This is a genomic window from Pseudomonas sp. DrBHI1 (assembly GCF_002205115.1).
GTDB lineage: Bacteria > Pseudomonadota > Gammaproteobacteria > Pseudomonadales > Pseudomonadaceae > Aquipseudomonas > Aquipseudomonas mosselii.
The window spans coordinates 29,020-40,452 of sequence record NZ_NIBE01000058.1; the positions used below are offsets into that span (position 1 = coordinate 29,020).

An 11,433-nucleotide genomic window follows, 5' to 3' on the forward strand; every position below is an offset into this window, starting at 1 on the left:
GGTTGGTCGGCCCAGGGCGACATCAACGCCGGTCGCGGTTCGAAGACCACCGTGGTGTATACCCCGCCCAAACGCACCTACGACCTGTGGGGCAACGTCGGCTTGGCGCCAAGCGTGCCGAGCACCGGCGCCGGCATCGCCACGCTCAACCCGATCGCCGAGGTGCCGCCGGGGGATATCGACCTGATCGCGCCGCAGGGCACCATCGACGCTGGCGAGGCCGGGATCCGCGTATCGGGCAATGTCAACATCGCCGCGCTGCAGGTGGTCAACGCCGCTAACATCCAGGTCCAGGGCGACGCCAAGGGCATGCCGGCGGTGGCTTCGGTGAATACCGGGGCGATCGCCTCGGCCAGCGCCGCGGCATCGTCGGCCAGCCAGGCCGCCGAAGAGGCGGGGCGCCAGCAGCAGGCCGCGTCCAGGCAGCGCCAGCCGTCGGTGATCACCGTGCAGGTGCTGGGCTTCGGTGGCGAGCGGTTGGTGCCGGGGCAGGACGGGGCGAGCCTCAACCCCCAGTACAATCGCCAGAGCCCGGTGCAGGTGCTCGGGGCCGGGGCGCTGGATGAACGGGCGAAGGCACAGTTGACCGAGGAGGAGCAGGGCAACCTGTTGCTATGAGCCGGGGCTGCCGGGCAGCGGCGATGGGCCAGGAGTCCTGGCCTTCGCTGCTGCCCGGCTCGTTATCGTCGGGCTTCATCGACCGCTGTCGGATCCGCCTTTTTGTCGCGGGTGCGCAGCAGCGACAGCAGCACGCCGCCGAGCAGCAGGCCGAACGTCACCCCCAGCGACACCCCGGCCGGCACCTTGCCCACCAGCCCGTGCCAGAAGATCTTGCACCCGATGAAGATCAGCACCAGCGCCAGCGCGTACTTGAGGTAGACGAAGCGGTGCATCAGCGCCGCCAGGGCGAAGTACAGCGAGCGCAGGCCGAGGATGGCGAAGATGTTCGAGGTGTAGACGATGAACGGATCCTGGGTGATGGCGAAGATCGCCGGTACGCTGTCGACGGCGAACACCAGGTCGGCCAGTTCGATCAATACCAGGGCCAGGAACAGCGGCGTGGCATAGCGGATAGCCCGCGTTGCTCCGGGCGGGGTGAGCTGAACGAAGAAGTGCCGGCCATGCAACTCGTCGGTGACGCGCATGTGCCGGCGCACGAAACGCAGTACCGGGTTGTTGGCCAGGTCCGGGTGGGCGTCGTCCTTCGACAGCGCCATCTTCACCCCGGTGAACAGCAGGAAGGCGCCGAACAGGTACAGCACCCAGGCAAAGTGCTGTACCAGCGCGGCGCCCACGCCGATCATGATCGCCCGCAGCACCACCACCCCGAGGATGCCCCAGAACAGCACGCGGTGCTGGTAGCGGCGGGGGATGGCGAAGAAGCTGAAGATCATCGCCATGACGAACACGTTGTCCATCGACAGCGATTGCTCGACCAGAAAACCCGTGTAGAACTCCAGCGCCGGTTGCGCGCCCAGCTCATACCAGACCCACACGCCGAACAGCACGCCGACGCTGAAGTAGCCCGAGTACAGCAGCAGGCTTTCGCGCATCTCGATCTCGCGGTCCTGGCGGTGCAGCACACCCAGGTCGAGGACCAGCAAGGCGATGACGATGGTGATGAAGACCAGCCACAACCAGGCGCTGGTGCCGAGAAAAGGCGTGAAGAGGAATTGCTGCAGAGCCGTCATGAGCCCCTCCTTGATTGTCGACGTTGCATGGCAACAGTGATTCCGACATGGCGGCGCAAACCGTCAGAGGGGCCCGGCATCACATGATTTTGAGCCTAGTCGCGATCCTCGGGCTTGCCGAATGGCAGGCTGTTACATTTCTTTTCCTGGATCCAATGGCCAGCGGCGCGACGGACCGACTGCGCGCTATGGGTTCTGACGGGTCTTGCAGCGTATCCGTTAGGGGCACATCCCCGGGGCGCCGCCGGCCTACCAGGCCAGCGGCTGCTCGAACCCCTTCCAGCACACCCAGCGTCGTACCTCGCCATGCGCCCCGGTGCCGATCTGCCATTGCGGTCGGCCGCTGTCCAGGGCGATCAGTGAAATGAAGCCGGCATGGCTGGCCACCGCCAGGGTGCGGCCGTCGGCGCTGATGTCCATGGCGCTGATGGTCGAGCCGAGGTAGTGCTGCCAGTGCTCGCTGCCGTCCTCGCCGAAGGCGCGCAGATAGCCATGGGCGTCGCCGACGATGTACTCGCCTTCGCGGGTGACGCCTGCGTAGATCCGCGCGCCGTCCTGCAACAGCGGCGTGCGCGGGTCCTCGCTGTAGAAGCCGGTGTCCAGCCCCGGCAGGTCGGCCACCCGCACGCCGACGGTGCCGCCCTGGTAGAAATGGCAGGCGTTGAGGATCAGCTGGTCGCCGCGCCGGTTGAACAGGGCGAAGTGCGGGTACTCGCTGGCCGGGCCGACTTCGGCGATGGGCCTGAAGTGTTCGTCGAGCACCAGGTGCCGGCCGCACTGCTCACCCAGGGCGATCAGCCGGCCATCCGGTGACAACGCGGCGTGCTCCATGGCCAGGCCCAGGGCTATGTCGTCCGGATCGGTGCCTTGGCGCAGGTCCTCGAGAATCGTCTCCTGGCGTGGCAACAGGCGCGTGGCACCGTTGGCGGCGAGCACGAAGATGCCGTCGCTGCTGACCAGCAGGACCCGCTGGCCGTCAGGGAAAGGCAGCAGCGCGGTGGGCGTCGGCGGCAGGTCGAAGGGGTCGAACGGGTAGCCGGCGGGCAACCCTTCCAGGCCATGGGGCCAGGCCAGCCTGGCCACCTGCGGGCCGCCCCAGCCATCGGTCACGCGCACCCCTTCGGCATTGGCCAGGGCGTAGTAGCGCCGCTGCGGGCAGCGGCCGAAGTGCTCGACGCCAATCACCGGGGTGATGCCCTGGTCGTCGATACGCAGCACCTGGCCCCGGTCGAACGGCATGCCGATGCGCGCCAGCAGGCTGCCGTCGTCGAGCAGCAGCAGGTTGCCGATGCCCTGGGCCTGTTCCTCGAACAGGGGCACCAGCGGCAGGTGCGCTGGCGGCCAGGCCTCGCGGAACAGCCGGCGCTGCGCCGGCTCGACGCCGGGTCGGTTGATGGCCCGCAGCGCCGCCAGCCAGGCGTCGAGCAGGTGTTCGGTCGCCGCTGCCTGCGGCTCCTCCAGATCGTCCCAGCCTTGCGCACGGCCCTGCGCGACATAGCGGTTGATGGCCTCGGCGTAGGCGATGACCGCCTCGCGCCATTGCTGCTGGGGGTGCTGCTTGTCCATGGGCGGATCGAACTCCTTGTTCCGCAGGGTGAGTGGCGCTGCCACAAAAGGGTGCATGGTACTCCGTCGGCGTCCGTGGTTGTGAGGTCCGGGCTTGATGCGTACCATGCTGGGCATCCTTCCAATAATCAAAAACGTGCATCACCGGCCTGGCACCTGGGCAGGCGATGCGCGTCCTGTTGCCTTGCCCGCGGAGAAAGACCTCTTCACATGAATGGACCCGTACCCACCTCCATGCCCCCTGCAGCCGGCAACGGCAGCTGGCTGAGCGTCATCGCCCTGGCGCTGGCGGCGTTCATCTTCAACACCACCGAGTTCGTCCCGGTGGCGCTGCTCAGCGACATCGGTCGCAGTTTCGAGATGACCACCGCGCAGGTCGGCCTGATGCTGACCATCTATGCCTGGGTGGTGGCGCTGGCGTCGCTGCCGATGATGCTGATGACCCGCAACATCGAGCGGCGGCGCCTGCTGCTGATCGTGTTCCTGGTGTTCATCGCCAGCCACCTGTTGTCGTGGTTGTCGCAGAGCTTCGCCATGCTGCTGGTCAGCCGCATCGGCATTGCCCTGGCCCACGCCGTGTTCTGGGCCATCACCGCGTCGCTGGCGGTGCGCGTGGCGCCGCCCGGCCAGCAGGCCAAGGCGCTGGGCCTTTTGGCCACCGGTACCACCCTGGCGATGGTCATGGGCATCCCGCTGGGGCGGGTGGTGGGCGAGGCGCTGGGCTGGCGCATCACCTTCCTGTGCATTGCCGGGGTGGCGCTGGCGACCATGCTGTGCCTGATGAAGTCGCTGCCGCTGCTGCCGAGCCAGAACTCCGGCTCGCTGCGCAGCCTGCCGATCCTGTTCAAGCGCCCGGCGTTGGTGATCACCTACCTGCTGGTGACGCTGGTGATCACCGCGCAGTTCACCGCCTATAGCTATATCGAGCCGTTTGCCTTGCACGTGGCGCAGATCGGCGGCGAGCGCACCACGCTGCTGCTGTTGCTGTTCGGCGGCGCCGGGGTGTTCGGTTCGGTGCTGTTCAGCCGCTACAGCGAGCGGTTCCCCCATGGCTTCCTGGTGGGCGCCATCGGCGCCCTGGCGGCGTGCCTGTTGCTGCTGCTGCCGCTGTCGGGCAATTTCCCGGTGTTCGCCGGGCTGAGCATGGTCTGGGGCGTGGCGATCCTGAGCTTCAGCCTGGCCCTGCAGTCCAAGACGCTGAAGCTCGCCTCGGATGCCACCGACGTGGCCATGGCGCTGTTTTCGGGGATCTACAACATCGGCATCGGCGGCGGCGCGCTGCTGGGCAGCATCGTCAGCAGCCAGCTGGGCGTGGCGCATATCGGCCTGGTCGGTGGCGGCGTGGCGGTGGTTGGCCTGGTGCTGGCATTGTCCAGCACCCAGCGCTTTCGTGAGGCCTTGACGCGCGTTCCCGGCCAGGTCTGAACCGCGACCTCTGTAGGGGCTGCCCGAGCATCGAAGCGCAGCCCCGGCACGCGAATGCCCATCGACTGATCCGCATCAATCCCTCAGACAATATGCGCCCCTGTAATAGGGGCGCTTGTGTATCGGCAAGGCTGCCACTAATATCCAAGCGTTTTCTTGTGTAATTGCCTGTTCCCCCTGGCCAGGCCATCAATACGGACGTTGATATGGATTTGCACACCTCCCTGTGGCTGTTCCAGGCCATCCAGGCCGTGGGCCTGGCCTTGTGGCTGAGCATCGCGGTGTTGAACAACCTGCAGGCTTTCGCCAGCTCCGTTGGCGCCATCGGCGCCACCCTGGCCATGGCGCCGCTGCGCCAGCCACCGGCCATCGACTTCCCCCTGCTGCGCCGGGCCTGCCAGTCGACCGGCCTGGCCCGCACCGCGCTGCTGGTGATCCTGCTGCTGCAGGTGGTCGCCAGCGTGGCGGCCTGGATCGGTTGCTACGGGCTGATCGTTGCCCAGGACCCGCTCATGGCCCGCGCCTGGCTGAACCTGGCGCTCGCCGCCTTCCTCGCCTTCACCTTTGCCATGCTGCTCGGTGGCCTGTGGTTCGGCTACTGGATTCGCCAGGAAGGCCTACAGCTCACCCATCTGGTGCTGGTGCTGTGGGCGATCCTGGCGTTCTTCCTGTTCAACCTGAATTGGGCCTGAGGCGAGGACGCGCGATGAAGAGCAAGGCGATACTCGGCAGCGTCCTGGTACTGGCGCTTGTGACTGCCGGCGGTCTGGCCTGGCGCCATGCCGGCCAGGCCCAGGCCACGGCGACACCGGCGCGGCACCTGGTCAAGGTGGCCCTGGCCACGGTGCAGAAAGCACCACAGAAACGTGCCTTCGCCGGCGTCGGCGAGCTGGAGGCGGTGCACCAGGTGCTGGTGTCGGCCGAAATCGGCGGACGGGTGACGGCGATCAACTTCACGTCCGGCCAGCAGGTGCGCAAGGGCGATGTGCTGGTCACCCTCAACGATGCCCCCGAGCAGGCCGAGCGCCTGCGCCTGAAGGCCCAGCTGGACAATGCGCGGACCAACCACCGGCGGGTCAAGGACCTGCTGCGCGAGAACGCCGCCACCCAGGAACAGCTGGACAACGCCCTGGCGGCCCGCGACATGGCCCAGGGCGAACTGGCCCGCACCGAGGCGGTGATCGCCCAGAAGGCGGTGCGCGCGCCGTTCGACGGGCGCCTGGGCATCCGCCGGGTGAACCAGGGCCAGTACCTCAATGTCGGTGATCCGGTGGTCAGCCTGATCGACACCCGCAGCCTGTACGTCAACTTTTCCCTCGAAGAGCAGCTGAGTGCCCAACTGCGCCCCGGCCAGCCGGTCGAGGTGCGTCTGGATGCCTTCCCCGACACGCCGTTCACCGCTCATATCACGGCCATCGACCCGTTGATCGGCCGGTCGCGCACCGTGCAGGTCCAGGCCACCCTGGCCAAGTCCGATGCGCGCCTGGCGGCCGGCATGTACGCCAGCGTGCAGGTGGCCAGCCCCGATGACGGCCAGGTGCTGACCGTGCCGGAAACCGCGGTGGCCTATACCGCCTATGGCGACACGGTGTTCGTCGCCCGCCACGATGACGCCGCCGGTGCATTGGTGGTGCAGCGGGTGGCGGTGCGCACCGGCGAGCGCCAGGCCGGTCGGGTGGTGATCGAACAGGGCTTGAACGAGGACGACCAAGTGGTGGTGTCGGGGCAGTTGCGCCTGAGCGACGGCACCGCCGTGCAAGCCACCGAAGACACCCTGCAGGCCCCGGCCAGCGGCGCCTGACCCCAGCGAGAACACGCCATGACATTCACCGACCTGTTCGTGCGCCGGCCTGTGCTGGCGCTGGTGGTCAGCACCCTGATCCTGCTGCTGGGGCTGCTGTCGCTGCTGCAGTTGCCGATCCGCCAGTACCCATTGCTGGAAAGCTCGACCATCACCGTGACCACCGAATACCCCGGCGCCCCGGCCGAGCTGATGCAGGGCTTCGTCACCCAGCCGATCGCCCAGGCGGTGTCGTCGGTGGAAGGCATCGACTACCTGTCGTCCTCCTCGGTGCAGGGCCGCAGCCTGGTGACCGTGCGCATGGAGCTCAACCGCGACTCGACCCAGGCGCTGACCGAGGTGATGGCCAAGGTCAACCAGGTGCGCTTCCGCCTGCCGGAGCGCGCCTACGACCCGGTCATCGAGCGCTCGGCCGGGGAGTCGACGGCGGTGGCCTATATCGGCTTTGCCAGCCCGAGCCTGCCGATTCCGGCCATGACCGACTACCTCACGCGGGTGGTCGAGCCGCTGCTCAGTACCATCGAAGGCGTGGCCAAGGTCCAGGTGTTCGGTGGCCAGACCTTGTCGATGCGCCTGTGGATCGACCCGGCGCGCCTGGCCGCCCGGGGCCTGACCGCCGCCGATGTGGCCGAGGCGGTGCGGCGCAACAACTACCAGGCGGCACCCGGCAAGGTGAAGGGGCAGTACGTGATCGCCAATATTCGCGTCGACACCGACCTGACCTCGGTCGGCGACTTCCGCGAGCTGGTGATCCGCAACGACGGCAACGGCCTGGTGCGCATCCGCGACATCGGCACCGTCGAGCTCGGCGCCGCCTCGGCCGAAACCAGCGCCAGCATGGACGGCGTGCCGGCGGTGCACCTGGGCCTGTTCGCCACCCCGGGCGGCAACCCGCTGGTGATCGTCGAGGGCATCCGCCAGCTGCTGCCGCAGATTCGCCAGACCCTGCCGCCGGACGTCAAGGCCGAGCTGGCCTTCGAGACGGCGCGGTTCATCCAGGCCTCCATCGACGAGGTCACCAAGACCCTGCTCGAAGCCCTGGCCATCGTGGTGGTGGTGATCTACCTGTGCCTGGGTTCGTTGCGCACGGTACTGATCCCGGTGGTGACCATCCCGCTGTCGATGCTTGGGGCGGCGGCGCTGATGCTGGCGTTCGGTTTCAGCATCAACCTGCTCACCTTGCTGGCCATGGTGCTGGCGGTGGGGCTGGTGGTGGACGATGCCATCGTCGTGGTGGAGAACGTCCACCGCCATATCGAGGAGGGGCGCACACCGGTGGCGGCGGCATTGATCGGCGCCCGCGAGGTGGCCGGGCCGGTGATCGCGATGACCATCACCCTGGCCGCGGTGTACGCGCCGATCGGCATGATGGGCGGGCTGACCGGCGCGCTGTTCCGCGAGTTCGCCCTGACCCTGGCTGGCGCGGTCGTGGTTTCCGGTGTGGTGGCGCTGACCCTGTCGCCGGTGATGAGCTCGTTCCTGCTTGATGCGCGTCAGTCCGAAGGGCGCATGGCCCATGCCGCCAACCGTTTCTTCGACTGGCTGGCCGAGCGCTACGCCCATGTATTGGGGTTCTCGCTGAAACATCGCTGGATCAGTGTCGGCTTCGCCTTGCTGGTGCTGGTCAGCCTGCCGCTGCTGTACAGCCTGCCGCAGCGCGAGCTGGCGCCGACCGAGGACCAGGCCGGGCTGCTTACCGCGATCAAGGCGCCGCAGCATGCCAACCTGGCCTATGTCGAACGATTCGCCGACAAGCTCGACGCGGTCTACCGCACCCTGCCGGAGACCGTCAGCACCTGGATCATCAACGGCAGCGATGGCATCGCCTCGGGCATCGGCGGCATCAACCTGCAACCGTGGGACGAGCGTGCGCGCAACGCCTCGCAGATCCAGCTCGACCTGCAGGCGGCGGTGAACGATGTCGAAGGCACCAGCATCTTTGCCTTCCAGCTGCCGGCGCTGCCGGGCTCGACGGGCGGCCTGCCGGTGCAGATGGTGCTGCGCAGCTCCCAGGATTACCGAGTGCTGTTCGACACCATGGAGCAGGTCAAGGCCAAGGCCCGACAGAGCGGCCTGTTCGCCGTGGTCGACAGCGACCTGGATTACAACAACCCGGTGGTGCAGGTGCGGGTCGACCGCGCCAAGGCCAACAGCATGGGCATCCGCATGCAGGACATCGGCGAGTCGCTGGCGGTGCTTGTGGGGGAGAACTACCTCAATCGCTTCGGCCTCGACGGCCGCTCCTACGACGTCATCGCCCAGAGCCCGCGCGACCAGCGCCTGACCCCGCAGGCCCTGACCCGGCAGTACGTGCGCAGCGAGGAGGGCCGGCTGGTGCCGCTGTCCACCGTGGTGCAGGTCAGCGAGCAGGTCGAGCCCAACCGCCTGACCCAGTTCAACCAGCAGAACGCCGCGACTTTCCAGGGCATCCCGGCGGCCGGGGTCACACTGGGCGACACGGTGGCGTTCCTCGAGCAGGTCGCGGCTGAATTGCCCGTTGGTTTCAGCATTGACTGGCAGTCCGACGCCCGCCAGTACCAGCAGGAGGGCAACGCCCTGATGCTGGCGTTCCTCGCCGCCGTGGTGGTGATCTATCTGGTGCTGGCCGCGCAGTACGAGAGCCTGGTCGATCCGCTGATCATCCTGATCACCGTGCCACTGTCGATCAGCGGCGCGCTGCTGCCCCTGGCGCTGGGGGTGGCCACGGTGAACATCTATACGCAGATCGGCCTGGTGACGCTGATCGGGCTGATCAGCAAGCACGGCATTCTCATGGTGGAGTTTGCCAACACCCTGCAGGCCGAGCAGCACCTGGACCGGCGCACGGCGATCGGCAAGGCGGCGCAGATCCGCCTGCGGCCGATCCTGATGACCACGGCAGCCATGGTGGTGGGGCTGATCCCGCTGCTGTTCGCCTCGGGCGCTGGCGCTGCCAGCCGTTTCGGGCTGGGCGTGGTGATCGTCACCGGGATGCTGGTGGGGACCTTGTTCACCCTGTTCGTGCTGCCGACCATCTACAGCCTGCTGGCCCGTGACCATGCCAGCACCGCGCGTTCGGCGCGGGCGCGTTCGTTGGCCGAAACCCTGGAGGGCCAGCCATGAAGCCTGTATTCGTCGTCTCCCTGATGGCCCTGGCCTTGTCTGCGTGCAGCGTCGGCCCCGATTACCAAAAGGCCGAGGTACCGGCCAGTGGCGTGCACAGCCCGCAGCGCGCCGCCTTCGCCGCCCGTGGCGAGTTGCCGGCGCAGTGGTGGCGGTTCTTCGACGACCCGCAGCTGGTGCGCCTGGTCGACCAGGCCCTGGCCAACAACCACGATATCCGCCAGGCCCATGCCAACCTGCTGGCGGCGCGGGCGCTGTTCGACGACCGCAGCCTCGACCGCTATCCCTGGGTCACCGCCCGCGCCGGCTACAACCAGAGCCTGGAGCAGCAGCAACCGGCTGATGGCAGCGACCCGCGGCGCATGCGCACCGAGCAGTACCGCGCTGGCTTCGACGTGCAGTGGGAGATCGACCTGTTCGGTCGCCTGCAACGCCTGACCGACGCCGCCGAGGCCCGCGCCGACGCGGCGGCGGCGGACCTGCGCCAGGCGCGCCTGAGTATCGCCGCGGAAGTCGCCCGCAACTACTACCTCCAGCTTGGGCTCAAACGCAGCCTGGCCGTGGCCGAGGATCAGGTCGAGGCCTGGCGCGAGACCCTGCAGCTGACCAGCGCCCAGGTGCGCGCCGGCAGCGGCCAGTACGAGGACCAGCAGAACGCCCATGCCAACTTGCTGCTCAGCGAGGCGGCGGTGCCGCCGTTGCAGGCGGCAATCCAGCAGGCCAGCTACCGCCTCGACGTGCTGACCGGGCAGGTGCCGGGCAGCCAGGAACAGGGCGCCGCGCCGTTCCTGCCGCCGTTGGCGCGCCAGTTGCCGTTGGGCGATGTCGACGCGCTGATCGGCCAGCGCCCTGATGTGGTCAGCGCCGAGCGTGAGCTGGCGGCCAGCACCGAGGATGTCGGCGCGGCCACCGCCGAGCTGTACCCGCGTCTGGACCTGGGCGGCTTCATCGGTTTCTTCGCCCTGCGCGGCGGCGACCTGGGTAGTGCCGCCCGCGCCTACGAGCTGGCGCCGGTGGTGACTTGGCCGGCGCTGCGCCTGGGCAACGCCCGTGCCCGCCTGCGGGTGCGCGAGGCGCTGGCCGAGGGCAGTCAGGCACGCTACCAGCAGGCTGTGCTGCTGGCCCGCGAAGAGGTGGAGAACGCGGTGACGCAACTGGTGCGCAACCAGGCGCGGCTGCAAAGCCTGGTGGCTTCCGCCGGCCACGGCAGCGAGGCCATCGACATTGCCAACAAGCGCTATCGGCGTGGAGCGGGGACCTACCTGGCGGTGTTGGAGAACCAGCGTGCGCTGTTCTCGATCAAGCGCGAGGTGGCCGAGGCGGAAACGGCGTCGTACCTGGATGCGATTGCGCTGTACAAGGCGTTGGGGTGGGGGAGTGCGGCACAGTAGCCCTCATTGGTTGTTACCCTGTGGGCGCCATGGGCGGCGAGCAAGAGTTCCAGGATGGGCCTAATTTTCCCGGTGCGGTCTTCGTTTTCATGGAAGCCGCCCTGCGCCCGGCGCGTTCGGCACTCATCATTCAAGGAGACAGGCAATGACTTCCGTTTTCGACCGCGACGATATCCAGTTCCAGGTAGTGGTCAACCACGAAGAGCAGTATTCCATCTGGCCCGACTACAAGGCGATCCCCAACGGCTGGCGCGCGGTGGGCAAGAGCGGCCTGAAGAAGGACTGCCTGGCCTACATCGATGAGGTCTGGACCGACATGCGCCCACTGAGCCTGCGCCAGAAGATGGCCGAAGCCGCGGCGCAATAAGGCGGTGTCGAGCTTGAACCTGCTGTGCCTGCCGTACTCCGGTGCCAGCGCCATGGTCTACAGCCGCTGGCGGCGCAAGCTGCCGGCCTG

Annotated in this window: 9 protein-coding genes and 1 pseudogene; 8 read left to right on the plus strand and 2 right to left on the minus strand. The window is 67.8% G+C overall.

What is annotated here, in order from left to right; all coding sequences use genetic code 11:
* The coding region (locus CC207_RS27575; RefSeq protein ID WP_256582073.1) for a filamentous haemagglutinin family protein at positions 1 to 618 on the plus strand (618 nt) is incomplete at its 5' end.
* A 62-nt stretch (positions 619 to 680) separates the two neighbouring features.
* On the opposite strand, the gene CC207_RS11985 is transcribed toward CC207_RS27575, so the two are convergent.
* Positions 681 to 1,691: a TerC family protein gene (locus CC207_RS11985; RefSeq protein ID WP_036985693.1), complete on the minus strand. Its 1,011-nt coding sequence runs from the start codon at positions 1,689 to 1,691 to the stop codon at positions 681 to 683.
* A 249-nt stretch (positions 1,692 to 1,940) separates the two neighbouring features.
* Positions 1,941 to 3,257: a hypothetical protein gene (locus CC207_RS11990; RefSeq protein WP_069015820.1), complete on the minus strand. Its 1,317-nt coding sequence runs from the start codon at positions 3,255 to 3,257 to the stop codon at positions 1,941 to 1,943.
* Between the two features lie 210 nt (positions 3,258 to 3,467).
* On the opposite strand from CC207_RS11990, the gene CC207_RS11995 reads away from it, so the two are divergent.
* The 7 genes and pseudogenes from CC207_RS11995 to CC207_RS26745 all read left to right on the plus strand — a co-directional run.
* Positions 3,468 to 4,682, plus strand: a complete 1,215-nt coding sequence (locus CC207_RS11995) for a sugar transporter (protein ID WP_062363466.1) — start codon at positions 3,468 to 3,470, stop codon at positions 4,680 to 4,682.
* A gap of 206 nt (positions 4,683 to 4,888) precedes the next feature.
* Entirely contained in the window at positions 4,889 to 5,374 is a 486-nt protein-coding gene (locus CC207_RS12000) for a DUF2165 family protein (RefSeq protein ID WP_062363470.1), read from the plus strand.
* Between the two features lie 14 nt (positions 5,375 to 5,388).
* On the plus strand, positions 5,389 to 6,483 hold the full coding sequence (locus tag CC207_RS12005) for an efflux RND transporter periplasmic adaptor subunit (RefSeq protein ID WP_062363475.1): 1,095 nt from the start codon (positions 5,389 to 5,391) through the stop codon (positions 6,481 to 6,483).
* A gap of 18 nt (positions 6,484 to 6,501) precedes the next feature.
* Positions 6,502 to 9,585, plus strand: a complete 3,084-nt coding sequence (locus CC207_RS12010; protein WP_028688759.1) for a MexW/MexI family multidrug efflux RND transporter permease subunit — start codon at positions 6,502 to 6,504, stop codon at positions 9,583 to 9,585.
* Positions 9,582 to 10,976, plus strand: coding sequence for an efflux transporter outer membrane subunit (locus CC207_RS12015; protein WP_036985697.1), 1,395 nt, complete (start codon positions 9,582 to 9,584; stop codon positions 10,974 to 10,976). Before CC207_RS12010 ends, CC207_RS12015 begins: the two co-directional genes overlap by 4 nt.
* Positions 10,977 to 11,121: 145 nt before the next feature.
* Positions 11,122 to 11,343: an MbtH family protein gene (locus CC207_RS12020; RefSeq protein ID WP_003256222.1), complete on the plus strand. Its 222-nt coding sequence runs from the start codon at positions 11,122 to 11,124 to the stop codon at positions 11,341 to 11,343.
* A gap of 4 nt (positions 11,344 to 11,347) precedes the next feature.
* Positions 11,348 to 11,433, plus strand: a pseudogene (locus tag CC207_RS26745) (thioesterase); the annotation flags it as partial.

Coding starts and splice junctions, on each gene's coding strand:
- CC207_RS11985 (WP_036985693.1), bottom strand. CDS start 1,691: ATGACGGCTCTGCAGCAATTCCTCTTCACGCCTTTTCTCGGCACCAGC.
- CC207_RS12020 (WP_003256222.1), top strand. CDS start 11,122: ATGACTTCCGTTTTCGACCGCGACGATATCCAGTTCCAGGTAGTGGTC.
- CC207_RS12015 (WP_036985697.1), top strand. CDS start 9,582: ATGAAGCCTGTATTCGTCGTCTCCCTGATGGCCCTGGCCTTGTCTGCG.
- CC207_RS11995 (WP_062363466.1), top strand. CDS start 3,468: ATGAATGGACCCGTACCCACCTCCATGCCCCCTGCAGCCGGCAACGGC.
- CC207_RS12010 (WP_028688759.1), top strand. CDS start 6,502: ATGACATTCACCGACCTGTTCGTGCGCCGGCCTGTGCTGGCGCTGGTG.
- CC207_RS12000 (WP_062363470.1), top strand. CDS start 4,889: ATGGATTTGCACACCTCCCTGTGGCTGTTCCAGGCCATCCAGGCCGTG.
- CC207_RS12005 (WP_062363475.1), top strand. CDS start 5,389: ATGAAGAGCAAGGCGATACTCGGCAGCGTCCTGGTACTGGCGCTTGTG.
- CC207_RS11990 (WP_069015820.1), bottom strand. CDS start 3,257: ATGGACAAGCAGCACCCCCAGCAGCAATGGCGCGAGGCGGTCATCGCC.